The following is a 24,464-nucleotide window of genomic DNA, read 5'->3' on the forward strand; positions in this document are numbered from 1 at the left end:
GATTGCGTCGGACGCGCGTACCGCGTCAGTCGGGCTTGACCAGGTCCTGGAAGATCAGGGGCGCCCAATCACGACCGCGCGCCTGCACCAGCGTGCCGCCTTCGTTGAGCTTGCCTAGCCATACCGGGCCGAAGCCAAGTTGTTCGGCAAGTGCCGCGACGGGTGGCACAGCGCTTTCGTTGTCACTGGCGAGGAACACGACACGGCGTCCCCCTTCGACGTGTGGATCGGCGGCCAGCAAACCGGCGGCCAGATGGTTGAAGCCCTTCACGAACTTCGCGCCGGCAAAGGCTTTGGCGATGACGGCGGAAGACGGCAAGCCACCGAGTTCCTCGACCGGAACGCCGTATGCGTTGGTCGCGTCGATGATCGTCTTGCCCTGCCAGTCTGGCAGCGCATTCGCGATGGCGACGTGCTCCTGGAATGGCACGGCGAGGAAGATGACATCGGCTCGCAAAGCGTCGTGCAACGTCGCCGGAATGACGCTCGCGCTGATTGCTCCGGCTTGCGGTGCCAGCGCTTCAAGGGCGCGCCGGCCGGCAACGGTGACTTCGATGTTCTGGCGGGCGAAGGCGCGGGCAAGCGCTTGTCCCACGGCACCAAAACCGATGATCGAGTACGACATGGCATTCCTCCCGCCTGTATGTTCGCGTGAGGAGAATGCTAATTGCCTTCCATCCTGGTGATAATCTGTCGATATCTCATAAAACCTATTCCAAACAAGAATGGATAGATTCCAGGAATTGAACGCCTTCATCATGGTGGTCGAAACCGGCGGATTTTCCGCGGCGGCACGCAAGACCGGCGATTCGCAATCGACGATTAGCAAGGCCGTGAATGCGCTGGAAAAACGTCTTGGCGTCGCGCTGCTCCACCGCAGCACGCGCAAGGTGACGCTGACCGATCAAGGCCAGAAATACTACGAACGCACCAAGCCGCTGCTCGACGAAATCCAGGCGGCCGATGGCGAATTGACCAGCAGCGTGCAGGATGTTTCCGGCTTGGTTCGCATTGCCGCGCCTTCGACATTCGGGCGCTTGCACGTGCTGCCTCTGATTCCTGAATTGCTGTCGCAACATCCAGGCTTACGCATCGATATGGTGTTGTCCGATGCGTTGCGCGACATGGTGGAAGACCGGATCGATCTGGCAATCCGCGTCAGCCAGGTCAATGATCCGGATTCCGTGGTGCGCCGCGTGGCGGGCACGGCACTCGTGTGTGCCGGCTCCCGCCGCTACTTCGAGCAACATGGCATCCCGACGACGCCGGCCGATCTGGCCGATCACAACTGCTTGATTTACGGCGAGATGGCGGAGTGGCCGTTCACGGGGGCAGACGGTCGCTTCAGCGTACCGGTGCATGGCAATCTGTCCTCCAACAGTGCGGAAGCGATTTTGGCCGGCGTGACGGCGGGGGTGGGCATCGGCCTGTTTCATCGCGCATCGCTGGTCGGGGAATTCCGCGATTCGGATATCGTCACTGTGCTCGACGAATTCATGCACGAACCGCGCGACATCAGTCTTGTCTGGCCGAAGCGTCGGTTCGTGCCGACGCGAGTGCGCCGGGCAACGGAATTTCTTGCTTCGGCTCTCTCGGAACACATGTCGTATCGCTAACGAGCTGGACGGGCAATCCTTCATTGCATCTGCGATACGTTCCGATGAACGCGAGTGCGCCGTCGAGCGTTTCGCGCTGGCGCTGAATTTCCTTCGCTTCGACAGGCCTCCTCTTCGGAGCCTCAATCGAGCTGAGAGCGTGTCATGCACTTTCGAAAATACCGGGCAGCGCGAGCGAGCATCAACGAGACAAAGACGACGAAGTGCGGGCCAGCCAGAGTTTCTGGCAGACGCTCGTCATCGCGCGCCAGCCTGCGAAAGCGATTGAGCCAGCCGACGCTGCGTTCGACCACCCGGCGCGCGGCGCAAGCACGAAGCCGTTCTTCGCCCCGGGTAGCTCGACGCCTGCGCGGGCCAGCCAGCGCAGCGCGTTGGACAGCTCTCGCAGTTCGTATTGCCGCTGCGCGGGGCGTTCTCTTTCAAGCTCGGATAGGGGGCGCCACGAACCCCATTCTTCATCCGTTACATCGCCTGGGCAAGACCGGCGTTTTTCCGTCCAGCTTCGTCCCGGGCAAACTGGAGAAGTGCATGACACGCTCTAGCACCGCGCTACCCGCCCGCTTCCGGCCTTCCCGCCCCGAGCCGCACGATGCGCATTTCCTGCCAGGATTCGCGCAGCCGCTACCATCGCCGCGCGCGGCGCGCGCCTACACTGGCCCGCTCCTCGCTTCGGGCGTGCGCCCACCCCTCCGCCATGATGCCCGCGCTGACCGACCGCCCCGCGATCCTGACCGCCTGCCTCGCGCTGATCGCGTTCCTGCCGATGGTCGCGTCGGACCTGTTCCTGCCCGCGCTGCCGGCGATCGGCGCCACGCTCGGCGTGCCGGTGGCGGCCACCCAGCGGCTGTTCGACAGCTACTTCGCCGGGCTCGCGCTGTCGCTGCTCGTCTGCGGCCCGATCTCGGACCGCTTCGGCCGCCGCCGGCCGCTGCTCGCCGCGCTGGCCGCCTACACGGCGAGCTGCCTCGCGATGGCGGCCGCGCCCGATCTCGGCACGCTGGCGCTCGGCCGCTGCCTGCAAGGGCTCGGCGCCGGCTTTCCGGCGGCCCTCTGGCGCAGCGTCGCGTTCGACGCGCTGCCGCCCGAGCGCGCGACGAAATCGGTCTCGGTGGTGGTGCCGGTGATGGTGATCTCGCCCGCGCTCGCGCCGATCGCCGGCGAATGGATCGCGGCCGCAGCCGGCTGGCGCGCGATCTTCGCGGCGCTCGCGCTGGCCGGCGCGCTGGCGTTCGCGATCACCTGGCGCTTCCTCGCCGAGACGCACCGGCGCGCGCCCGCGGCTTCGATCAAACAGGCGCTGGCGCCGTACCTGGCGCTGGCCCGCTCGCGCCGCTTCCTGTCGTTCTGCGGCGCGGCCTGCGCCGCTTACGCGGCCTACTTCCTCTACCTGTTCCAGGCGCCGCTGATCCTGCTCTCGCTCGGCTGCACGCCGCGCCAGGTCGGTTACGCCTACCTGCCCGTCACGCTCGGCTTCGTGCTCGGCAGCCGCCTGGGCAGCCGGCTCGCGCCGCGCCTGGACGATCGCGCGATCGTCACCACCGGCGTCGCGATGTTCGGCGCCGGCGCGAGCCTGCTGATCCTCTGGGATCTCGCGGGCCGGCCGTTCGGTGCGCCGGGCCTGCTGCTGGCCGCCGCGTCGTTCGTCGCCGCCAACGGCATCCTGCTGACGGTCGGCGTCGCGCGCATCATGGCGCGCTTCCCGACGCTGCGCGGCACCACCTCGGGGCTGCTCGGCTTCAGCCAGGCAGCGGCCACCGCGTGGCTGATCGCGCGCATGTCGCGACTGAACGCGGCGCTGCCGCTCACGCACAGCCTCGCGGTGATGATCGGTGCGTGCCTGCTGCTCGCCGTGGTTTCGACGCTCGCATTCCGGGCCGTGGCGAACGACGATTGACCGGCGGGACGGCGGCGCTTCGCCTGATCGGGCTGCGCACGTCGATCACCGCCACATGCCGCCGCCACATCCCATGCCCGCGGCGTCTCGCCGATGACGAAGGTATCCAGCGCGAGCGTGACCGCCGGGATCAGGGCCGGCAGGCTCGTTCCGGCTTCAGCCCCCAGCAATTCGGCCGATCGACCGAACGCGCACACCGCCACCGTGGTCACCAGTACGCCTTGGAAAACGGCTTGCAGCAACACGTCGGCCAGCTTGACGTGGCCGATCCCGACCGGCAATACCAGCATGTAGACGGGTAGGTACAACACCGCCGAACCCACCGCGACGAGTGCGGTGGCGCGCAGCGCGGGTACGCGCCGGGCCCGGACAAAGGCAGCGAAGGCCGCCCACATCAGTCCCGTGACGAACAGCGCCATCCGCGCATTCGCATCGACGTGCAGCTTGGCGCCTGGGCGTGATGAACGGCTTCACGAGGGGACGCGGCAACGTCGTACTGTTCAGCAATATCGGCACGCCCGCCATTCCATCGCGCAAGGTCTGGTCCGAGCCGCTGGTATGGCGCATGGCACGGGGAGGACGGGCGGTTTGCCTCGATCCCCTGCCGTTGGCCGTGGCCGTGGCGGGCTGCGTGTGGCGCGAAGTTGCCCTGAACGCCCTCGACGCCGACGGTCGCGCCTATCGAATCGCCTACAGCAGCGACGCGCCCGCGGGGCAGGCTGCCGCCGTGCGCGCCGACCTGGCCATTGCCGCACTGCCGGCCTCCATGTCGGACGAGGATCTGTTGCCCGTTCCGGCGTCCGCGGCACTGCCCGAACTGCCCGAGACGCAGGTACGGGTAGCGCACGACGACGGGAATCTGGCCGCCACGTTGGCCGCGGTGGCACACGAAGTCGCGCTTCGGAGGGCGTCGAGGCATAGTCCGGGCGGCTGAGCGAGCGGCGCGGCCGCCTGCCCCGCCCATCCGCTGGTAATCCCTTACTTGTGCCGCACGCCGTGCGATGACACTCTGTGCAAACCGGTCAACCGTTCGAACGGTTGACCGGTTGAACTGAATTCGAACTCCGCACTCCGTACTGCACGAACCCTTGATGAAGAACGCCACCATCGAACTGCCGAAACTCGACGCCGTCCGCACCGAATCGACCGTCGAACGCATCGCCCAGCGCCTGCTCGATTTCCTGCTGTCGGGCGCGGTCGAGCCCGGCGACCGGATTCCGTCGGTCACGCGGCTGTCCGAGCAGCTCGGCATCGCGCGCTCGTCCGTGCGCGAGGCGGTGAAGCTGCTCGAGTCGCGCGGCGTGCTCGACGTGCGCCAGAGCAGCGGCTGCTATTTCAAGGGCAACGATCCGGGCGCGCTGTTCAAGACCGTCGAATGGGCGCTGCTGTTCGGCACCAAGGACATCACCGAATTCGTCGAGGCGCGCTGGCACATCGAGATGCTGCTGGTGGATCTGGCCGCGCAGCGCCGCACCGAGGCCGATCTCGTGCCGATCCGCGCGGCGCTCGACGCGATGCGCGACGCCGCCAGCGCCGACGCGTTCAGCGAGGCCGATCTCGCGTTCCACTTCGCGATCGCCGAAGCGGCCCACAACGCCGTGCTGCGCGACGTGCTGCGCGGCATCCGCTCGCTGACGCTGAGCTGGATCGGCCGCAACCTGTCGCGTGCCACTACTCCGCAGGTCGCCTATATCGATCACGTGCCGATCTTCGAGGCGATCGTCGCGCGCGACGGCCGCGCGGCCCGCCTCGCGATGCACGAGCACATGATCCGCGCGACGCAGCGGCTCGTGCAGACCATGCAGCCCGACGACGGCGCGGCGCTGCAGGAACGCATCACCGCGCTGGCCGCGCTGCCGGCCAGCGCGGTCTGACGCGGGCGGCGGCGCACCGGGCCCGGTAGCCCGGGCGCCGCCGCCACGACTTCCCGGCACGGCGCCCCGAGAGGGCCGGCCCCTTCCATCCTGGAGAGACACATGAGTGAGACAAGCGTCATGAATATTGAGGAATCCTCACCGGACAGCGTATCCCGGCATCGCCGCAACGCCGCGCTGGCAAGCCTGATCGGCACCTCGATCGAATGGTACGAGTACTACATCTACGGCGCCGCGGCGGCGCTGGTGTTTCCGCACGTGTTCTTCCCGAACGTCAGCCCGCAGATCGGGCTGCTCTATTCGTTCGCGTCCTATGCGGTGGCGTTCATCGTGCGGCCGATCGGCGGCGCGATCTTCGGCCATTTCGGCGACCGCATCGGCCGCAAGCGCACGCTCGTGATCACGCTGCTGATCACCGGGCTGTCCACGTTTCTGGTCGGCTGCCTGCCGTCGTCGGCGCAGGCCGGCGCGTTCGGGCCGGTCGCCCTGGTGATCCTGCGCGTGCTGCAGGGCATCGGCGTGGGCGGCGAATGGGGCGGCTCGGCGCTGCTGTCGCTCGAATGGGGCGACCAGAAGAAACGCGGCATGTCCGGCGCGTGGCCGCAGATGGGCACCTCGGTCGGCCTGATCCTGTGCACCGTGGCGATGATCGCCGGCAGCGCCGTGGCCGGCGACGCGTTCCTGGCCTGGGGCTGGCGCATCCCGTTCCTGGCCAGCTTCGTGCTGATCGTGATCGGGCTCGTGGTGCGGATGAAGGTGGCGGAAACGCCGTCGTTCGCGAAGCAGCAGCGCAGCGGCAACGTGGTCGCGAACCCGGTGCGCGAGGCGGTCCGCAAGTATCCGAAGGAGATCGTGCTGTCGGCGTTCCTGCGCATGTCGGAGCAGATGCCGTTCTACGTGTTCACGGCGTTCACGCTCGACTACGCGACGCGCCAGGTCGGCATGGACCGCCAGTTCGTGCTGTGGTCGACCGTGGTCGCGGCCGTGGTCGACATGTTCCTGCTGCCGTACTTCTCGATCCTGTCGGACCGCGTCGGCCGCCGCCGCATGTATTTCCTCGGCTGCGTGGCGCTCGCGCTGATCGCCTACCCGTACTTCGCGCTGCTGAACACCGGCAATCACGCGCTCGTGTTCATCGCGATCGTGATCTCGATGCTGCCGCATTCGCTGCAGTACGGCGCGCAGGCTTCGCTGATTTCCGAGCAGTTCCCCGCCAACATCCGCTACGCGGGCGCCGGCATCGGCTACCAGCTCGCCTCGGTGGTGGCGGGCGGGCCGGCGCCGCTCGTCGCCACCGCGCTGCTGGCCTGGTACGGCAGCGGCTACGCGGTGGCCACCTACCTGCTGTTCGGCGCGATCGTCGCGGCCATCGCGCTGCGCCTGATGCCGGACCGCTCGCATCTCGACATGTGAATTTTTCCCCTCATAACCGGAACTGACAGATGAAGACAAGCTCCATCAAGACCATTGCCGTCGTCGGGACGGGCTACATGGGCGGCGGCATCGCGCAATGCCTCGCACTGACCGGCCGCATGGTCTACCTGACCGATGCCGATCCGTTGCGCGCGCAACAGGCCCGCGCGCGGCTGCTGGAGGAAAGCGCCGCGTTCGAACAGGCGGCGCTGTTTCCCGCCGGCAGCACGGCGACGCTGGAGGCCAACCTGGTCGCCGCCGATTCGATCGAGGCGATCGGCCGGCAGGTCGATTACGTGGCCGAGGTGGTGCCGGAGAACCTCGAGCTGAAGCTGTCGGTGCTGAAGCGCATCGAGGCCGCCGTCGGCCCGAACTGCATCATCGCGAGCAACACCTCGGCGATCCCGATCCGCGAGATGGCGAAGGCGCTCGCCCGGCCCGAGCGGCTGTTCGGCGTTCACTGGATGAACCCGGCGCCGTTCGTGCCGGCCGTCGAGATCATCCCCGGCGAAGCGACGCCGGAGGCGATGCTGGCCGAGGCCGAGGCGCTCGTGCAGGAAGCCGGCAAGGTTACCGCGCGCGTCGCCGACGTGGCCGGGTTCGTCGCGAACCGGCTGCAGTTCGCGCTGTTCAAGGAGGCCGTGGCGGTGGTCGAGGAAGGGCTCGCCACGCCCGAGGACGTCGACAAGGTCGTCAGCAATTCGTTCGGCTTCCGGCTCGCGCTGTTCGGGCCGTTCGCGATCGCCGACATGGCGGGGCTCGATGTTTATGCGGCGTCGTATACGTCGCTCGAGAAGCAGTACGGGCCGCGCTTCGCCGTGCCGGCGGGGCTGAAGGCCCGCGTCGACAGCGGCGATCTCGGGCTCAAGAGCGGCGGCGGGTTTCTCGGCATCGCGCCGGAAGCGGCGAAGCCATTGGCTGCTTATCGCAATCGGGCTTATCAAAGCCTGATGCAGTTGCGCAAGGAGTTGGGGGAGGCGCCGTTCGGGGGGTGAGCGCAGCGCGGCCGTGCGAAGTCACCAGGCACTTCGTGCGGCATCCGCCGAGCCGCCCACGCCTTGCGGCCGGCGGCGACTAATGAATGGATTTTGCGCAGAGTTCGAGCCCCGAGGACAACTTCGTCGTCGCCTCTGCAAATGCGACGGCCATTTCGCCCTGCTCGGCAGCCGTTTTCCGCTGAATCTGGCAGCTTCGATATCGGCGCATGTCCGCCGCGCCAACATCCCCATCGACCACCTTGTCGAGAGTATGACTGTTGAACTGGCAGTTGGTTACCAACTGCGGGCTTACCGAGCCGGAAACTGCCGATACCGCCGAAGCGGCGTTGTTCGAATCAGTTGCCAGCGTGTTCATTAATTTCGTGGATTTCAATTCCGCTTCCGTTTCTACCACTGTCGCCCCTTGAGGCGGCCTTGTCGCGGCAAGCTCGGCAATATTTTTTTCGACATTGGCAATCGACCGCTTGGCATTTTCCAAATTTTCCAGCACCGGCGGCGGCACTCGCTTCACAACCGTTTCCTGAACCTTGGTCGCAAGATTCGAAGCAGCATCCTTCGCGGTCCCATCGGCTTCGCTGGCATTTTGCAATGCCGATGCGATTTCCTGCCGCGACGGTGTCGCCAGTTGCACCGCGGCCAGTTCTGCCTGCAGGTTCAGACCGACTCTATTAACATAATCGCGCACCTGCTGGGGAATGCCCGCATAGGCCGAGCGCACCTCCGGCTTAACGTCGCTGGTCAATGACGGCCCCAGCACGTCGACCAACGCCGGATCGATCGGATCGAGCCGATCCTGGGCGCAGCGCATCATCGTGGCCGCATTCGCGAAAGCCTTGGACTGGACGCTCGGCTGATAATGGCTGTCCAGCGTGACGCTGCCGCCAGCAATGACGCCACCGATATTGCGCACCGCGATGCTGCCGGCAGCCACGCCGCCGGCGGCAAGCAGTGTCCCGTAGAACAACAATTCGCGAAGCACCAGTTTGCCGTCGTCGCGATGTCGGCTCGCCGAATCGAGCTTTTGGGTCAAACCGATCACGAGATTGCGCGAATCATCCACGGTCAGCGGAACGGCCGCGGATTGAGCGCCGTCCTTAACGAGCGCACGCTGGTCGTTGGCATTGAATACCGGATAAATCCAGGTATCCGATGCACAGCCAGAAGTAAATACGACGACGAACGGTACGAGCCACGCTTTTTTCATTTTCTGGTCCCCACGCTATTCCGGCGTCACACGCCATCGCCGCACCCGCCTCTGCATGCCGCGTTTCATCGACGCCCCCGTGACGCCACCCCTTGTTTTTCTAAGTCGAAGAAACCATATCACGGGAAAATTTGCTTTACGTTTGCCATACTAAAATATTTTATTTGTATAACGGATATGATGTGACATTGAAGTTAATATCTGAGCGCATACTGGGCAAACAGCTACCGCACCGGCTACGTTTCCAGCGGCGCGGCACCGAAAACGGCCCATGCCCGGGCGGCACGTCACCCCGCCGCCGCCCCGACCAGACATACCGAAGTAAAAACTCCTTGTACTTTTACCCTCCGTATCCAGCCGTCTGCGCCCGACCCCATCAGCGTAAAATCAACCCGGCAGCCGAACCGTCGGCGGAACACATTCCGCCGGCTTCCCGAGCCACACGTTCGACCCGCGCAATCCGCCGGCCATCCCGGCACGCCGTTTCCCTTTCCCTTCGGTCGCTCCCGATCGCGCCGGCCGGTCATGCATGCGTGCAGGCCCCGGTTCACCGGATTGCATCGAACCCATCCAGCGAGGACACTTCACCATGCAGACGAAACCCGTACTGACGATCGCCGAAACGACACGCATCCTCGACGCCGCGCGCGCCGAAGCCGAAAAGCAGGCCTGGACCGTCTCGGTCGCGGTGGTCGACGACGGCGGCCACCTGCTCGGCATGCTGCGGCTCGACGGCGCCGGCCCGATCAGCTCGGAAATCTCGATCGGCAAGGCGCGCACCGCCGCGCTCGGCCGCCGCGAGTCGAAGGCCTACGAGGACATGATCAACGGCGGGCGCACCGCGTTCCTCGGCGCGCCGATCGTCACGCCGCTCGAAGGCGGCGTGCCGGTGATCGTCGACGGCCACGTGGTGGGCGCCGTCGGCGTGTCGGGCATGAAGCCGGCCGAGGACACGCTGATCGCCCGCGCCGGCATCGCCGCGCTCGACCAGGCCGCGCGCTGACGCTGCCCGCGGCACCGGCCGCCCGCGCGCTCCCCCGCGCCGGCCGCCGCGCGCCGCGGTCGGCCAGTAAGCCCGGCGAGCTGATTCGCCCGGTCCGCAGCATCCGCATCACCCGGCAACTTTCGCAACTCGAGGGCCGACTTCCCCAGGTCGGCCCGCATCAGAAGATGGAGCAGTCGATGAATTCCATGATCCAGCGTCAAGGACTCAACGTAGCCGAGAGCCTTGCGCGCTTCGTCGATACCGAGGCTCTGCCCGGCACCGGTATCGACGGCGACGCGTTCTGGGCCGGTTTCTCCGCGATCGTCCACGACCTCGCGCCGAAGAACCGCCAGCTCGTCGCCGAGCGCGAGCGTCTGCAGCAAGAACTGAATCGCTGGCACAGCGATCATCCCGGCCCGGTCAGCGACCTGCGCGCCTATCGCCAGTTCCTCGAAAGCATCGGCTACATCGTGCCGCCGCCGTCGAACGTGAAGGCCAGCACCGCGAACGTGGACCGCGAGATCGCCGAGCAGGCCGGCCCGCAGCTGGTGGTGCCGCTGTCGAACCCGCGCTACGCGCTGAACGCGGCCAACGCGCGCTGGGGCAGCCTCTACGACGCGCTGTATGGCACCGACGCGATCCCCGACACCGACGGCGCCGAGCGCGGCAAGGCGTACAACCCGAAGCGCGGCGCGCTGGTGGTGGCGTTCGCGCGACGCGTGCTCGACGAAGCCGCGCCGCTCGCGCAGGGCTCGCACGCCGACGCCACGCGCTATGCGGTCGAGGGCGGCAAGCTGGTGGTCACGCTCGCGAACGGCAGCACGCAGCTGAAGGACCCGGCGCAGTTCATCGGCCATCAGGGCGACGCGGCCGCGCCGTCGGCGGTGCTGCTCAAGCATCACGGCCTGCACTTGGAAATCCAGATCGACGCGAAAGACACGATCGGCAAGACCGACGCCGCGCACGTGAAGGACCTGGTGCTCGAGGCGGCCGTCTCCACCATCATCGATTGCGAGGATTCGGTCGCGGCGGTGGACGCCGCCGACAAGGTCGATCTCTACCGCAACTGGCTCGGCCTGATGAACGGCGATCTCTCGGAGTCGGTCACGAAGGGCGGCAAGACCTTCACGCGTCAGCTCAACGCCGATCGCGAATACGTCGGCGCCGACGGCGCGCCGGTCAAGCTGCATGGCCGATCGCTGCTGTTCATCCGCAACGTCGGCCACCTGATGACGAATCCGGCGGTGGTCGATCGCGACGGCCACGAGATTCCCGAGGGCATCCTCGACGGCGTGATGACCACGCTCTGCGCACTGCGCGACCGCCAGAACCAGCTCAACTCGCGCACCGGCTCGATCTACATCGTCAAGCCAAAGATGCATGGCCCGGCCGAGGTAGCGTTCGCAAGTGAACTGTTCGGGCGCGTCGAGGATCTGCTCGCGTTGCCGCGCAACACCATCAAGATGGGCATCATGGACGAGGAGCGCCGTACCAGCGTCAACCTCGCCGCCTGCATCGCCGAGGCCGCGCCGCGCGTGGCGTTCATCAACACCGGCTTCCTCGACCGCACCGGCGACGAGATGCATACCGCGATGGAAGCCGGCCCGATGATGCGCAAGGGCGACATGAAGTCGAGCCGCTGGATCGCCGCCTACGAGCGCAGCAACGTGCTGGTGGGCCTGGCCGCCGGGCTGCGCGGCCGCGCCCAGATCGGCAAGGGCATGTGGGCGATGCCGGACCTGATGCACGCGATGCTCGAACAGAAGATCGCGCATCCGAAGGCCGGCGCGAACACGGCCTGGGTGCCCTCGCCCACCGCCGCGACGCTGCACGCGCTGCACTATCACCAGATCGACGTGCAGGCCGTGCAGCAGGCGCTCGAGGCCACCGACCCGGCCGCCGCGCGCGACGAGCTGCTCGACGGGCTGCTGTCGGTGCCGGTGGTCGAGAAGGCGAACTGGAGCGAGGACGAGATCCGCGCCGAGGTGGAGAACAACGCGCAGGGCATTCTCGGCTACGTGGTGCGCTGGGTCGATCAGGGCGTGGGCTGCTCGAAGGTGCCCGACATCCATGACGTCGGGCTGATGGAGGATCGCGCCACGCTGCGCATCTCGAGCCAGCACATCGCGAACTGGCTGCATCACGGCGTGGTCACGCGCGAACTCGTCGACGAGACGCTCAAGCGGATGGCGAAGGTGGTGGACCAGCAGAACGCCGGTGATCCGCACTATCAGCCGATGGCGCCCGACTTCGACAAGTCGCTCGCGTTCCAGGCCGCCAGCGCGCTGATCTACGAAGGCCGCGCGCAGCCGAGCGGTTACACCGAGCCGCTGCTGCATCGCTTCCGTCTGCAGAAGAAGGGCTGACGGCACCATGGATTGCCGGGCCGCCGCCGTGTGGCGGCCCGGCAATCCCGTGTATCCCGCATGCTTGGGCATGCCTCTGCCGGATACGACCGCCCCATCGTGCCCGGCACGAATTCCCGCTTCCCTCCGCCGCCTCCGCGCGTTTCCGCGCGATCCTGTCCGCCCCCTCACAAACGATAACGCTTCGACCTGGAGCGACTTCGCTGCTTTTCGTGCGGCAACGGCGCCTCTATCCACGCAATAAAAATACGTACAGTTATCAACGGGGGCTGGATTTCAATCGAGCGGCCGAGGTGTTCGCCGAACACCATTTCACGCTCGTCGATGCGCGCGAGGATTACGTCGAATCGCGTTACATCACGGTCGGCATGCTGGATGGCCGCATGATCGTGATGGTCTGGACGCCGCGCGGCGAGGTTCGTCGCATCATCAGCATGAGGAAAGCCAATGACCGCGAACAAGCGCGTTACGCACGTCACTTCAGTCGATCCGGATGACGCGCCGGAACTGACCGACGATTTTTTTTCGAGCAGGCCGACGAATACATCGGCGATCGTCTGATACGAAAAGGCCCGGGGCGTCCGGCAGGTACGCGAAAGACCGCGACGACGATTCGGCTCGACGACGACGTGCTCGCGGCCTTCAAGTCAACCGGCAAAGGCTGGCAGACGAGATTGAACGCCGCGCTGAAGGACTGGCTCGAAACGCATCGCCCGGCGTGACGCCCGATCCAGGCAAGCGGCTCCCCTGCTTGCACCGACGCGGGGCTGACCGCGCTTCCCTCTTACCGTCCCCGCATCGTCATGACCCCGCCGGCGGCAACGCCGCACGCCCGGCCCGGCGCGCGCGCCGTCGCTCGGCCGCGAGCCGCACGCGGTCCATGTACAGATACACGACCGGCGTGGTGTAAAGCGTCAAGATCTGCGAGGCGATCAGCCCGCCCACCAGCGTGATGCCGAGCGGCGCGCGCAGCTCCGCGCCGTCGCCGTTGCCGAACACCAGCGGCAGCACGCCGAACAGCGCGGCCAGCGTGGTCATCAGGATCGGCCGGAAGCGCAGCCGGCACGCCTCGTGGATCGCGTCGAACGACGACAGCCCGCGCCGCGCCGCCACGATCGCGTAGTCCACCATCATGATCGCGTTCTTCTTGACGATACCAATCAACAGGAAGATGCCGATCAGCCCGATGATGTCGAACTCGGTGTTGAACAGCAGCAGCGCGAGCAGCGCGCCCACTCCGGCCGACGGCAGCGTCGAGAGGATCGTGATGGGATGGACGTAGCTCTCGTAGAGCACGCCGAGCACGATGTAGAGCGCGACCAGCGCGGCGATGATCAGCAGCAGCTGGTCGCGCAGCGCCTTCTCGAACTCCTCGGCGGTGCCGGCGAACGCGCCGCTGATCGAGGCCGGCATGCCGATCTCGGCCATCGTCTCGTAGATCACCTGCCGCGCGTCGGACAGCGCCACGCCGGGCGGCAGGTTGAACGAGATCGTGACGGCCACGAACGGCCCCTGGTGGCTGATCGCGATCGGCGTGGTGCCCGGCCCGAACGTGGCGATCGCCGAGAGCGGCACCATGGTCGATTTCGAGGTCGAGACCGCGCTGCCCGAAGAGGCGCCGGCCCGGCCGTTGGTGGCGATCGCGTTGAGCGCCGCGTTGCGCGCCGAGTCGCTCGCGATCGCGGCCGCGCTCTGCGTGCCGGCGCCCGAGGTACCGAGCCGTCCGCTGCTGGCCACGAACGTGCCGGCCGCCGCGTTGGTGCTCTGCGAGCCGCTCGCGAGCCCGCCGCTGGTGCTGATGTACACCTGCTTCAGCATCTCGGGGTCCTGCCAGTATTTCGGCGCCACCTCCATCACCACGTGGTATTGATTCAGCGGGTTGTAGATGGTCGACACCTGACGCTGGCCGAACGCGTCGTAGAGCGTGTTGTCGATCTCGGCGGGCTGGATGCCCAGGCGCGCGGCGCTGGCGCGATCGATCGTGACCATCGCCTCCAGGCCGCCCTGCTGCTGGTCGGAATTCACGTCGGCGAGCTGGTGCTTGCGCTTCAGCGCCTCCACCAGCTTCGGCCCCCACTTGTAGAGTTCGGCCGTCGAATCGCCGAACAGCGAGAACTGGTATTGCGCGTTGCTCTGCCGCGCGCCGCCCCCGCCGCCGAGGTCCTGCGCGGCCTGCAGGAAGATCTGCGCACCGGCCACGTGATCCAGTTGCGGACGCAACGTGGCGATCACCTGGTCGGCCGACTGCCGGCGGTCGCGCTTGTCCTTCAGCGTCACGAACATGAGGCCGGCGCTGGTGGTGCGTCCGCTGCGGAACCCGGCGATGCTGACCACGTTCGGATCGGACTGGATGATGTGCATCATGTCGGCGAACTTGGCCTGCATCGCCTGGAACGAGGTGGACTGGTCGACCTGGATGCCGCCGATCAGCACGCTCGTATCCTGCTGCGGGAAGAAGCCCTTCGGCACCTTGGCGTAGAGCACCATGTTCAGCACGATGGTGACCGCGAGCGACAGCAGGATCAGGCGCGGATGGCGCAGCGCCCACACCAGCGTCAGGTCGTAGCGGCGCTGCAGCCACGCGAAGCCGCGTTCGAGCCAGCGCGCGAAGCGGCCCTCCTCGCGATGCGTGCCGGCCTCGGGCAAGAGGCGCGCGCACATCATCGGCGTGAGCGTGAGCGATACCACCAGCGACACGCCGATCGCGAGCGACAGCGTCATCGCGAACTCGCGGAACAGCCGCCCGATGAGGCCCGTCATCAGCAGGATCGGCAGGAACACGGCGATCAGCGACAGGCTGATCGACAGCACCGTGAAGCCCACCTCGCGCGCGCCGTCGAGCGCGGCCTGCATGCGCGGCTTGCCGTTCTCGATGTGGCGCGCGATGTTCTCCAGCACCACGATCGCGTCGTCCACCACGAAGCCGGTGGCCACGATCAGCGCCATCAGCGAGAGGTTGTCGATCGAGAAGCCGAGCAGATACATCGCGCCGAACGTACCGATGATCGAGATCGGCACGGCCACGCTCGGAATCAACGTGGCGCGCCAGTTGCGCAGGAACAGGAACACCACCATCACCACCAGCCCCACGGCGATCAGGAGCGTGTGCTCGGTGTCGTGCAGCGAGGCGCGGATCGTGCGCGAGCGGTCGAGCACGGGCGCCACGTCCACGTCGGCCGGCATCGCGGCCTTCAGGCGCGGCAGCGCGGCCTGCACGCGATCGACCACGTCGATGATGTTGGCGCCAGGCGCGCGATAGAGGATCACCAGCACGGCGCGCTTGCCGTTGGCGCGGCCGAGGTTGCGCACGTCCTCGACCGAATCGATCACGTTGCCGACGTCGGCCAGGCTCACGGCCGCGCCGTTGCGGTAGGCCACCACCAGGTCGCGGTACTGCGCGGCGGCCGAGGCCTGGTCGTTGGTGTAGAGCTGGAAGCGGTGCGGGCCGAACTCGATGGCGCCCTTCGGGCTGTTGGCGTTGGCCGAGGCCAGCGCGGCGCGCACGTCCTCGAGGCCGATGCCGTAGTGGAACAGCGCGGGCGGTTCCAGCTCGACGCGCACCGCCGGATTCGCGGAGCCGAACACGTCCACCTCGCCGATACCCTGGATCTGCGAGAGCGACTGCTGCAGCACGGTCGAGGCCGCATCGTAGACGCGCGACGGCGCGGCCGTGTCGGACGTGACCGACAGCACCATGATCGGCGAATCGGCGAGATTGACCTTCTGGTAGGTGGGGTTGCTCTTGAGACTGGCGGGCAGGTCGGCACGCGCGCCGTTGATGGCGGCCTGCACGTCACGCGCGGCGCCGTTCAGGTCGCGGTCGAGCACGAACTGCAGGCTGATCAGCGCGTTGCCGAGCGAACTGGTCGAGGTCATCTGCGAGACGCCCGCGATCGAGCCGAGATGCCGTTCGAGCGGGCTCGTCACGCTGGTGGCCATGGTCTCGGGGCTCGCGCCGGGCAGCGCCGCGAACACCGAGATGGTCGGGAAATCGACCTGCGGCAGCGGCGAGACCGGCAGCTTCACGAACGCGAACAGGCCCGACAGCGCGATACCGAGCGCGAGCAGCGTGGTCGCCACCGGACGATGGATGAACAGGCGAGACAGATTCATGCGGGGATGGTGTCTCCGACTGCTGGGTTGAGCATGCGTCCGGCGGCATCGCGTGCGTGACGAATCACGACGCGCGCGCGGCGCCGGAGGCGCTGCCCGGGCGCCTGCCGCCTGCTCTGCTGTTGCGCATCGATTGCCGGCCGGACCATCGAAGGCCCGATGATACCGGGATTCGGCGAGCCGCCGACGCCGGCGGGGATCGGGTTGCGGGTAGGCTGGCTGTCATTGCGGTGAGCCGGTGGCGGGGGCCGCATCGGGGCGTGGCATGGTCGATGCGTTGTTACGCGGGGAGCTTGAGCATCCGGTGCGTCAGCGTTCGCTTCGTCTTGGCGAACCTTGCTTCGCGAGCGGGGGTGCTGGTCGCTTCGGCTGGCCGGCGCGGTTTCGCAAGCGCTGCTGGGGATGTTGTGTACGTATATGAACGCCGCGATTTAGCAAGCGGTTTGGGTAAGCGGAAAGCGCCAGGATGAGGGATAGCGCCCTAGGATCTGGAGTAGATCGACTGGCTGCGATCGGCCAGGAAGGTCGTTCGCCTTGACGCCCCGTGCGACATTTAATTGGAGCCTTCGAATCCGAAAACAGTCACTCAGTCGCGGTCTTCCACTACACTCTAGTGCTTCCCGTCCTCGCAAACAGGCGTGTCGCCCACGGCGCAGAGGAATATACGTTATATTAATCAAAACATTACACCGCTACGACCTAATGATCACTCTCGGCTCTTCAAGCAGCCTATTTCAGTTCGCGCTCGGGGCCAATGCGGTCATGCCTGCGCTGCTGTCCGATTTCCGGCGCTGGAAAGAACTTGCGTCAGAAATGACATTAAGGCGACTGAAAGAAGTGCGACCGGACTTTGACATCAAAGAGCACCAGAAGCCCGATTTCGTGGATTTTGTGTTCAAGTCTTCCGGCGGCCAGCGAATCGCCCACAAGCTCAACCTATTTGTGGCACTTTATGCCCTTGTGGCGTGCGCCGTCTCATTGGGCGCTCTTTGCTGGTCTGCGGATAGGCCGGAGCTACCAGTGAAATCGAATGTCCTTGCGCTATTCGTATTCGGAACCATTGTTTTAGGTCCTGCGATTTATGTGTCTCGGGATCTCTTTCTGTCTCACGTTTACCGAACGTTGACCGTTCGTGGTCTGCGCAGTGATCCGGAAGCCCTCCTTCTTGCAAGATGCGCTGAGCTTTATATTCAACACAGCGACGAATGGCGAGTATTCGACGTGCAGTTCGACGAGCAGGAGATAGAGCTCGAGCGCCTGATATGGTCTATGCGCGCAATGCGGGCGAAAATGGCCTGGCACTCCTTCATCCAATCTGTGAGGTCGATGTTTATTCGTCACAAGAAGTGAAGTGCCAGATTCGTTTCCACTGCGAAAACAAGACCATTGTGCGGTCGAGACAATAAACTTCCTGCAATCGAATTCTAAAGTCAATCAGAAGAACAGAATGGCGCTCAACGAATCGGAGCAGCGGCTAAGTAATTTGGCCCGAAAAACTTTCTTGACGATGTGGATTTATGAAAATCCGCACTACAAACGCGGAAAGGAGCTTTGTGACGTCCTCATAATTTTTAGAAACAGGGTCGGCGAGCGCCTTTCGCGCGTCGCCGAGCATCGATACCGCGGCGTCGGTCAGCGAGCGGCCATCAAGCGACTTTCGAAGGCCGCGAAGTCTGGACACTCAGGCATCCGCTACGTCCTAGAAACGGCCATTAACGCGGACGTAGCAGTTGTCATCCAGGCGCGAGGATTCCGGGCTTCATGGGCTTCGCGGCAGTTCCGAAACCAAGTCAGGCCTGTCCTCAGATTTACGACGCTTTCAGCGAATTTCATACAATCACCCTTCGCATCAAGGATTTTGTCGTTCACGCGCTTGGCTTTCAGTAGGGCTGTTCATTTCGATGCCCAGTGGCTAAATACCAATTACTTGCGGCGAGTGCCTCATACATCGGAGCCTTCCATGAATTCTTCCTTTTTGTACGCTCGATTTGTGAAATCCTGTCAAGGTGTTCCTTTCTATCATTAAAAGATTCGAGAGCATCCATGAGTTCGCTTATTTCGATAATCTCAGCTGCTGCCTGGATGGAGAACCTTCGAGCGAGATCCAATTCCCCAAAATAGCTTAGAGTTCGATTCCGTAGATCTGCTGACCAAGTCGCCGGCGGATCGGCGTAATAGCGGACCGTCGCAGGTGACGTCTGAAGCACTTCGGCGAACAACCACGCATCACTATGGATAGATTCGCTTTCGAAATATGGATGCACCATTTGCCCAGTCGGCCCTGCAATCGACGCCGCTTTACCAGTGTTGCAGTCCTTGCAAGCCGGTATAAGATTCGTGGCCAGAACGGAAAAGGCAGGGAAACGGGACTTAGAAAGAAAATGATCGAGTGTGCTTGCATGTCCAAACCCGCAGAATGGACAAATCCCCAGTGGAGCGAGCATCAATATTTGATCATAATATTTCCTGCCAGCACCAGCCCTATCGGCCATCTGGGAGGTGTAAAGGTCGACCAATTCACCCTTGCTTAGACCGCCAATTATAATATGCTGCTTCTTCCCCCAATAACAAGCCTCGAACGTGCCTAGCGCATGAGCCGCTGCCTTGGCGTCGTATTCGTGAAATTGTGCGTCGACGGCAGCGCGCGCCGAAGAGAATTTGTTCGCTAGCTCTTGTTCCGCGATCCCTGTCACGCAGCAGTCGAATACATCAATGGCTTTTAATGTCGGCTTTTGAATTCGTCTCATTATTTTGAAGATGTTGAAGAATCACGCGTCGTAATTAGAGACCGAACAATAGCTTGGGCCTCAAATCCCAATTGCCCATTATATTCTGCGTATATACTGTCAAATGTACCTCCCGCCGCTACAGCACGCTGGAGCATCTCGTGGAAGCCTGACTTCTTCACTTCAAGACCGAATATTTCGCGAGTGAGTACGCCTACATTCTCGCCGAAAGTCTCACGTTCCGGTCGATCAGCACGCCCTTCCGCGCGCAACCTGGTTAGCTTCCACACACATACGCGGGGCACCTCTTGTGCGACGACTGGGGAATGTGTCGCAATGATCGCAACACCATTGCGATTATGGAGAAGGTCCGATAATGCGCGGGTGAACGCAGAAAGTAGTGGTGGATGAAGATGGCTCTCGGGCTCATCCACTAAAACTAGGGTCTTCTCCTCAACGGCATCAACGAGCTTGGTAATCGTCAGCAAGACGATTGAGTGCCCTGAACTCATTCGTCCAACCAAGGATCTGGCGAACGCTAGGGCCGTCTCTTCATCTTTAGCCTCCAGGATTCTTCCTAGCTCCATATCCGCGAAATTCTCGTCCGACTCCAGGCGATCGATCGCCGCCTTCCACCGCTTCCGTTTGGCTGGTTGACTTAGACATGATCGAAAGCTTTCTAGGAAATCGTTGGCAAGGTCGGCGTCGCTCTTATGCGGTTCGGGGACCGCATGAACCGAGTCGCTAGAACGCGCCTTTTTCATTCCAACATAGAAGTAGGCGACGCCCTTTGTCCTATCCGGTTGATCAGCTGGCGGAATGAATGGGTCAAAGGCGCTGAATGAGACCGAAACTACGCTACTAAAATAGTCGGTTGGTAGAGGCTTCTCCGCGCCCCATTCGCTTGCTTCAAAGAACTGCCCAGACGATTCGGCCGTCCCAGCCGGCGCGAGAACGGCCCCAACCATGTTATTCAGTAACGTTGTCTTTCCTACGCCGTTTCTCCCGATAAGCACGTGGACATTGGTCGATGGCGTTGAGGCCGGTTTAACACGAAACTGTAGATTGACTGGCGCTCGCTTTGGGCTGCCTGGGTCCCGATACGAAAAACGAAAATCGGTCAGCACTATGTCACCGTTTAATACTCGCTTGAACTGACCATGAATTACCGAGAGACTCACGCCCCGCATGAGAGAGACTTTGAAGACCTGCTCCTCATTTGCCGAACTTAAGAGTTTCTCATCGAAAACCACATCTCGAAGCGCCCGAAGAACCTCATTGGCGAATTGAGGATCGAGTTTTCCACGGATTTTCTCATAGTAGTCAACGTCTTGGCCCAACGAGAACCAGCCAGGCGGGAGTTCGGTAAAAATAGGGGGCATCGCGTCCTTAGTCCACCCCTCCTTTTGCCCAACATAGCCGATCTTGATGGTACCAGCGTCGAGTCGCCATCCCCCGGTGCCAAGCACAATCACTTCAAATGAGCTCTTAAACGAGTAATCATCCCAATTGTCCTCGACTAGGATGACTGAGTTCTCGCCCTTAACGCTGGAGCGTTCGCTGCGCGACACAATCCTGAAGGATATCGGCATTTTATAAATCCGGTAGGTTCCCAATGCGATAGCCGCAGCGGACGCTCCGCTTAAGCTTCGTTTCCCCGCACAAGTATTATCGACCGCAGTAACCTAACCAAGGTGCGAAGCGGGAAATGATAACTAGTATTCTTGGATTGTTCCACATACGTCCGGCGCCAGCACATCTCCAAGATGCGCTAAGGTACTATAAACGCTCGAAACTCGCATCGAGGTCTGACTTGGACGGTGCTCGCGATCGTACCAATCCATCATTGATGGAAAAATTCCTGCCGAGTCTATGGGACTGCCGGGTGGATGGCATCTCTTGAACCTTGCACGACCGTTTCCGCGAAGATCAGTAAACGTTGGCGAAGGCCAGCAACTAGCTGGCCGCCCCACTCCGCGACTGGCACGTTTCCCTTGAAAGCAGTCGTTGAAGGCAGGCGACTCGAATGACTGCAACGGGTCGGAAGCGGTCAAATGCCGTGAATCCGCTCCTAGTCGAATTATCGTGCTGAGAGCATCAGTGCATCCCACGGGGATGGGATTGATAGCAGCCTCCGTTCAGAAGTACCGCACGCGTATGAGGCGCTCAGTGCGTAGCGGCGTTCATCCCATCGAATATAGACGGCTCGGCGCGCCAGTCCGAATACATCAACGCGGAAATACGGCTGATCGGAGCGGCAAAGCCAGCCAAGCAAGCTTGAGTCGCGATGCATGCAAAGCGCCGACGATCGCTTCAACACATCCATGCGCACGAACCCGCCGACGCGGATCGGACCGCAGGCGCGAAACCGGCAGACCGCCGTGCCAGCCGGTTTGCAGCAGCAACAACCGGCGCCTCACCACCCCGCCATGCACTCCTATTGCGCAGTCTGCAGCGCCGCCGCCCCGTCCACAGCCGCATCCGGATTCGGCACCAGTTGCAGCCGCACGCGCAGCGGCTGCAGCATGTCGGCGGGCGGCGGCGCCAGCCGCACGCCCGTCAGCAGCTGGCGCAGCGAGGCATCGGCCTGCGCTTCGCCGAGCGATTCGAATTCGATCCGAGTGACCGCGCCGTCATCACCGATCCAGGCCCGCACCGCCACGGCGGGCAGCGCGGCGGCCGCGTCCGAGGCGGCGCCCACGCGATCACCAAGCGTCTGCTCGATGCGCGCGGCGGTATCGCCGTCGGTCGCGAGCGCGGTCTGGAACTGCTGCCCCACCTGCTGCGCATAGCTGACCCACGCGGCCGGCGCCTCCGTCTGCTGCGCGTGAGCCACCACGGGCGCGACCGCCCCCAGCAGGCCCACCACCGCAAGCCAAGCCGCAACAACCACGCCGAATCGCGCGCGGGACCGGCGCACCGGCGCCAGGCGCCGGCCGAATTCAAACTTCATCTGTTTCTCCGTTTTGCTTCGCCGCGCCGGCCTCAGCCGAGATCGAGCGGCACATACATGCGCGTGTCGCCACGCTGGACCAGCAGCGCGACGCTGCCGCGCGAGGCGTTGATGCCGGCCACCAGCGTGCTCATGCTCGTCACCGGTACGCCGTTCACCGACAGCACCACGTCGCCGGCCTTGAGCCCGACGCGAGCAGCCTCGCCGCTGGTGCTCTCGACCACCAGCCCCGGCGGCCGGGCCGCGGCAGACACACCCGGCGCTCCCGGCGCTCCCGCAACACCGGGTGCCACAGTCGCAGGCTGCCGCAGCACGAGCCCGAGCCGCGCCAGCACCGGCACCTCGGCGGCCGGCGCGGTGCCGCTGTCGAGCGCGCCGATCACCACCGGCAGATGCTGCGGATGGCCGCCGCGCCAGATCAGCAGGTCGGCCTGCCGGCCGGGCCGGATATGCGCGATGGTGCCGAGCAGATCGGCCGAATCGCCGACGGCACGCCCGTCCACGGCCAGCACCACGTCGCCGGCCTGCAGCCCCGCGCGCGCGCCGGGCCCGCCCGGCGCCACCACCGTGACGAGCGCGCCGTCGGCGCTGGTCAGGCCGAACGAGCGCGCGAGCGCCTCGTCGAGTTCCTGCAGCGCGACGCCGAGATGCCCGCGCGTGACCTTGCCGTTGCGCAGCAGCTGGTTCTTCACGTCGAGCGCGATGTCGATCGGAATCGCGAACGCGAGCCCCTGATAGCCACCGGTCTTCGAGTAGATCATCGAATTGATCGCGATCACGCGCCCGCCCAGGTCGAACAGCGGGCCGCCGGAATTGCCGGGATTGATCGGCACGTCGGTCTGGATGAACGGGATGTAGCTCTCGCCCGGCAGCGAGCGCGCCTTGGCGCTGACGATGCCCTGCGTGACGGTGTTGGCGAACCCGTATGGCGAGCCGATTGCCATCACCCAGTCGCCCACCTCGGTGCGCGCGGGGTCGCCGGTGGCCACGCTCGGCAGGTCGTGCGCATCGATGCGGATCACCGCCACGTCCGAGAGCGGATCGCTGCCCACCACGCGGCCCTTGAACTGGCGCTTGTCGGTCAGCTTGACGTCGACCGTGGCCGCGTCCCCAACCACGTGGCGATTGGTCAGGATGATGCCGTCGGCGTCGACGATGAAGCCCGAGCCGAGGCTCACCTCCTCCCGGTTGCCGATCACGCGCCGCGCGAAGAACGGCGCGAGCGGATTGTCGGGCGAGATGCCGGGCGGCAGCTGGATGCCGACCTGGGTGACCTCGCGCGTGACGCTGATGTTGACGACGGCCGGCCCGTAGCGCCTGGCCATCGCGGCGAAGTTCGGCAGCGCGCCCGGCTGCACGGCATACGCACCGCCCGGGGCAGCCGGCGTCTCGGCCGCGCGGCCGTTCGCGACGAAGCCCGCCGAGGCCAGCAGCATCACCGCCAGCACATGCCCGCCTTGCCGTGCGCGTCTTCCCATGATGCTCTCCGTGATTGGCTCCATGAATTGCCCCATGCCTCGCCGCATTGCGGCGGCGCTCCGGCCCGCCAACGCCGCCGTCACGGCCATGCCGGCACGCCGCCGCTGCCCGCCCGCGCGCTCAGCTGCCATGGCCGGCGAACAGGATCAAGGCACGCAGCTCGTCGATGGTGAAGCGCCCGTCGAGCGTGATGGCGCCGCGGCACCAGTCGGGCCGGTCGCGCACGTCGTCCCAGTCGATCCAGCCGCTCGCGCCCCTGAGCAGGCGCCGCGCCGCGCGCTGCGCGGCTTCTTCGTCGCTGCCGGGCCGGTACATCGGCCCGGTGGTGAGGTTCGCCTGCATCTCGATGCTCCCGCTCGTGAATGGGCTCTGGATTCGCCGTGATGGCCGTCGCGCGCGGCGCCGTCAGCGCGGCGGCACGATCGGCACGACGATCGGCACGCCCGGGCGCTGCGGCGTGACGGACTTCCCCCAGGTGTTGCCGAACCGGTTGCGTTCGGCGGACAGGTTGAACGTGCCGACCCGGTTCGACGGCTGCGTCGCCAGCTGGTTCGACGCCGGCTGCGAGGCCCCCGCCACCGGCGCGGCCGGCGGCTGCAGCTGCCGGCTCAGGCAGTCATAGGACAGCGCGCGCACGCCGTCCACCTCGGCCTCGACGCAGACGCTGCGCGGGTCCTTCGCGCCGGCATCCGGTCCTGCCTGCCCGACCTGCACGGTCTGGCTGGCGGGCAGCGGCGCCGAAGCCGGCGTCTGCGCCTGCACCGCGCCGGCCGCGAGCCAGCCGGCCAGCAGCGCGACGCGCCAGCGCGCCGCCATCGTGTCGTGCCGGTTCGCGCGCGGCAT

20 protein-coding genes and 2 pseudogenes are annotated in these 24,464 nt (G+C 64.9%); 12 read left to right on the top strand and 10 right to left on the bottom strand.

Annotation, left to right across the window (positions count from 1 at the left end; all coding sequences use genetic code 11):
- Positions 1–25 precede the first annotated feature (25 nt).
- A complete protein-coding gene (locus BpN12_RS09060; protein WP_246792125.1) occupies positions 26–625 on the bottom strand; it encodes an NADPH-dependent F420 reductase in 600 nt (199 codons plus the stop codon).
- A gap of 100 nt (positions 626–725) precedes the next feature.
- Here BpN12_RS09060 and BpN12_RS09065 point away from each other — a divergent pair, with 100 nt between their 5' ends.
- The gene (locus tag BpN12_RS09065) at positions 726–1,616 is read left to right on the top strand and encodes a LysR family transcriptional regulator (RefSeq protein WP_246792126.1); all 891 of its coding nucleotides are present in this window, start codon (positions 726–728) and stop codon (positions 1,614–1,616) included.
- Between the two features lie 122 nt (positions 1,617–1,738).
- On the opposite strand, the pseudogene BpN12_RS09070 reads toward BpN12_RS09065, so the two are convergent.
- Positions 1,739–1,959, bottom strand: a pseudogene (locus BpN12_RS09070) (IS5/IS1182 family transposase); the annotation flags it as partial.
- Between the two features lie 351 nt (positions 1,960–2,310).
- On the opposite strand from BpN12_RS09070, the gene BpN12_RS09075 reads away from it, so the two are divergent.
- From BpN12_RS09075 to BpN12_RS09100, 6 genes are all read left to right on the top strand, one after another.
- Positions 2,311–3,510: a Bcr/CflA family efflux MFS transporter gene (locus BpN12_RS09075; protein WP_246792127.1), complete on the top strand. Its 1,200-nt coding sequence runs from the start codon at positions 2,311–2,313 to the stop codon at positions 3,508–3,510.
- A complete protein-coding gene (locus tag BpN12_RS09080; RefSeq protein ID WP_246792128.1) occupies positions 3,507–3,812 on the top strand; it encodes a hypothetical protein in 306 nt (101 codons plus the stop codon). Before BpN12_RS09075 ends, BpN12_RS09080 begins: the two co-directional genes overlap by 4 nt.
- A gap of 158 nt (positions 3,813–3,970) precedes the next feature.
- Entirely contained in the window at positions 3,971–4,444 is a 474-nt protein-coding gene (locus BpN12_RS09085) for a type 2 periplasmic-binding domain-containing protein (protein ID WP_246792129.1), read from the top strand.
- A 157-nt stretch (positions 4,445–4,601) separates the two neighbouring features.
- Positions 4,602–5,384 carry a FadR/GntR family transcriptional regulator gene (locus BpN12_RS09090; protein WP_246792130.1) on the top strand — a complete coding sequence of 261 codons (783 nt, stop codon included), beginning with the start codon at positions 4,602–4,604 and terminating at the stop codon, positions 5,382–5,384.
- 102 nt (positions 5,385–5,486) lie between these two features.
- Positions 5,487–6,797, top strand: a complete 1,311-nt coding sequence (locus tag BpN12_RS09095) for an MFS transporter (RefSeq protein WP_246792131.1) — start codon at positions 5,487–5,489, stop codon at positions 6,795–6,797.
- 29 nt (positions 6,798–6,826) lie between these two features.
- Positions 6,827–7,792, top strand: coding sequence for a 3-hydroxyacyl-CoA dehydrogenase family protein (locus BpN12_RS09100; protein WP_246792132.1), 966 nt, complete (start codon positions 6,827–6,829; stop codon positions 7,790–7,792).
- A gap of 79 nt (positions 7,793–7,871) precedes the next feature.
- Here the strand turns inward: BpN12_RS09100 and BpN12_RS09105 are convergent, their stop codons facing one another.
- Positions 7,872–8,999: a hypothetical protein gene (locus tag BpN12_RS09105; protein WP_246792133.1), complete on the bottom strand. Its 1,128-nt coding sequence runs from the start codon at positions 8,997–8,999 to the stop codon at positions 7,872–7,874.
- 589 nt (positions 9,000–9,588) lie between these two features.
- Between BpN12_RS09105 and BpN12_RS09110 the strand changes: the two genes are divergently transcribed.
- From BpN12_RS09110 to BpN12_RS09125, 4 genes and pseudogenes are all read left to right on the top strand, one after another.
- Entirely contained in the window at positions 9,589–10,002 is a 414-nt protein-coding gene (locus tag BpN12_RS09110; protein WP_246792134.1) for a GlcG/HbpS family heme-binding protein, read from the top strand.
- 179 nt (positions 10,003–10,181) lie between these two features.
- Positions 10,182–12,350: a malate synthase G gene (locus BpN12_RS09115; RefSeq protein WP_246792136.1), complete on the top strand. Its 2,169-nt coding sequence runs from the start codon at positions 10,182–10,184 to the stop codon at positions 12,348–12,350.
- 212 nt (positions 12,351–12,562) lie between these two features.
- On the top strand, positions 12,563–12,847 hold the full coding sequence (locus BpN12_RS09120) for a BrnT family toxin (protein WP_246792137.1): 285 nt from the start codon (positions 12,563–12,565) through the stop codon (positions 12,845–12,847).
- Positions 12,798–13,072, top strand: a pseudogene (locus BpN12_RS09125) (BrnA antitoxin family protein). The gene BpN12_RS09120 and the pseudogene BpN12_RS09125 overlap by 50 nt, the downstream one beginning before the upstream one ends.
- 79 nt (positions 13,073–13,151) lie before the next feature.
- Here BpN12_RS09125 and BpN12_RS09130 read toward each other — a convergent pair.
- Positions 13,152–16,463: an efflux RND transporter permease subunit gene (locus tag BpN12_RS09130; protein WP_246792138.1), complete on the bottom strand. Its 3,312-nt coding sequence runs from the start codon at positions 16,461–16,463 to the stop codon at positions 13,152–13,154.
- A 702-nt stretch (positions 16,464–17,165) separates the two neighbouring features.
- On the opposite strand from BpN12_RS09130, the gene BpN12_RS09135 reads away from it, so the two are divergent.
- Positions 17,166–17,813: a hypothetical protein gene (locus BpN12_RS09135; RefSeq protein ID WP_246792139.1), complete on the top strand. Its 648-nt coding sequence runs from the start codon at positions 17,166–17,168 to the stop codon at positions 17,811–17,813.
- Positions 17,814–18,343: 530 nt separating this feature from the next.
- Here the strand turns inward: BpN12_RS09135 and BpN12_RS09140 are convergent.
- From BpN12_RS09140 to BpN12_RS09165, 6 genes are all read right to left on the bottom strand, one after another.
- Positions 18,344–19,210: an HNH endonuclease gene (locus BpN12_RS09140; protein ID WP_246792140.1), complete on the bottom strand. Its 867-nt coding sequence runs from the start codon at positions 19,208–19,210 to the stop codon at positions 18,344–18,346.
- Positions 19,210–20,781, bottom strand: coding sequence for an AAA family ATPase (locus tag BpN12_RS09145; protein WP_246792141.1), 1,572 nt, complete (start codon positions 20,779–20,781; stop codon positions 19,210–19,212). Before BpN12_RS09145 ends, BpN12_RS09140 begins: the two co-directional genes overlap by 1 nt.
- Positions 20,782–21,626: 845 nt before the next feature.
- Positions 21,627–22,142, bottom strand: coding sequence for a YbaB/EbfC family DNA-binding protein (locus BpN12_RS09150; RefSeq protein ID WP_246792142.1), 516 nt, complete (start codon positions 22,140–22,142; stop codon positions 21,627–21,629).
- A gap of 32 nt (positions 22,143–22,174) precedes the next feature.
- Positions 22,175–23,620 carry a Do family serine endopeptidase gene (locus tag BpN12_RS09155; RefSeq protein WP_246792143.1) on the bottom strand — a complete coding sequence of 482 codons (1,446 nt, stop codon included), beginning with the start codon at positions 23,618–23,620 and terminating at the stop codon, positions 22,175–22,177.
- Between the two features lie 121 nt (positions 23,621–23,741).
- Positions 23,742–23,963 (bottom strand): hypothetical protein, encoded by a 222-nt coding sequence (locus BpN12_RS09160; protein ID WP_246792144.1) that lies wholly within the window; start codon positions 23,961–23,963, stop codon positions 23,742–23,744.
- Positions 23,964–24,026: 63 nt separating this feature from the next.
- On the bottom strand, positions 24,027–24,464 hold the full coding sequence (locus BpN12_RS09165; protein ID WP_246792146.1) for a hypothetical protein: 438 nt from the start codon (positions 24,462–24,464) through the stop codon (positions 24,027–24,029).

Source organism: Burkholderia perseverans, assembly GCF_022870505.1.
In the GTDB taxonomy this organism is placed as follows: Bacteria; Pseudomonadota; Gammaproteobacteria; order Burkholderiales; family Burkholderiaceae; genus Burkholderia; species Burkholderia plantarii.

Coding starts and splice junctions, on each gene's coding strand:
- BpN12_RS09100 (WP_246792132.1), top strand. CDS start 6,827: ATGAAGACAAGCTCCATCAAGACCATTGCCGTCGTCGGGACGGGCTAC.
- BpN12_RS09135 (WP_246792139.1), top strand. CDS start 17,166: ATGATCACTCTCGGCTCTTCAAGCAGCCTATTTCAGTTCGCGCTCGGG.
- BpN12_RS09115 (WP_246792136.1), top strand. CDS start 10,182: ATGAATTCCATGATCCAGCGTCAAGGACTCAACGTAGCCGAGAGCCTT.
- BpN12_RS09145 (WP_246792141.1), bottom strand. CDS start 20,781: ATGCCGATATCCTTCAGGATTGTGTCGCGCAGCGAACGCTCCAGCGTT.
- BpN12_RS09165 (WP_246792146.1), bottom strand. CDS start 24,464: ATGCCGCGCGCGAACCGGCACGACACGATGGCGGCGCGCTGGCGCGTC.
- BpN12_RS09105 (WP_246792133.1), bottom strand. CDS start 8,999: ATGAAAAAAGCGTGGCTCGTACCGTTCGTCGTCGTATTTACTTCTGGC.
- BpN12_RS09065 (WP_246792126.1), top strand. CDS start 726: ATGGATAGATTCCAGGAATTGAACGCCTTCATCATGGTGGTCGAAACC.
- BpN12_RS09075 (WP_246792127.1), top strand. CDS start 2,311: ATGATGCCCGCGCTGACCGACCGCCCCGCGATCCTGACCGCCTGCCTC.
- BpN12_RS09110 (WP_246792134.1), top strand. CDS start 9,589: ATGCAGACGAAACCCGTACTGACGATCGCCGAAACGACACGCATCCTC.
- BpN12_RS09085 (WP_246792129.1), top strand. CDS start 3,971: ATGAACGGCTTCACGAGGGGACGCGGCAACGTCGTACTGTTCAGCAAT.
- BpN12_RS09090 (WP_246792130.1), top strand. CDS start 4,602: ATGAAGAACGCCACCATCGAACTGCCGAAACTCGACGCCGTCCGCACC.
- BpN12_RS09130 (WP_246792138.1), bottom strand. CDS start 16,463: ATGAATCTGTCTCGCCTGTTCATCCATCGTCCGGTGGCGACCACGCTG.
- BpN12_RS09155 (WP_246792143.1), bottom strand. CDS start 23,620: ATGGGAAGACGCGCACGGCAAGGCGGGCATGTGCTGGCGGTGATGCTG.
- BpN12_RS09150 (WP_246792142.1), bottom strand. CDS start 22,142: ATGAAGTTTGAATTCGGCCGGCGCCTGGCGCCGGTGCGCCGGTCCCGC.
- BpN12_RS09160 (WP_246792144.1), bottom strand. CDS start 23,963: ATGCAGGCGAACCTCACCACCGGGCCGATGTACCGGCCCGGCAGCGAC.
- BpN12_RS09095 (WP_246792131.1), top strand. CDS start 5,487: ATGAGTGAGACAAGCGTCATGAATATTGAGGAATCCTCACCGGACAGC.
- BpN12_RS09060 (WP_246792125.1), bottom strand. CDS start 625: ATGTCGTACTCGATCATCGGTTTTGGTGCCGTGGGACAAGCGCTTGCC.
- BpN12_RS09140 (WP_246792140.1), bottom strand. CDS start 19,210: ATGAGACGAATTCAAAAGCCGACATTAAAAGCCATTGATGTATTCGAC.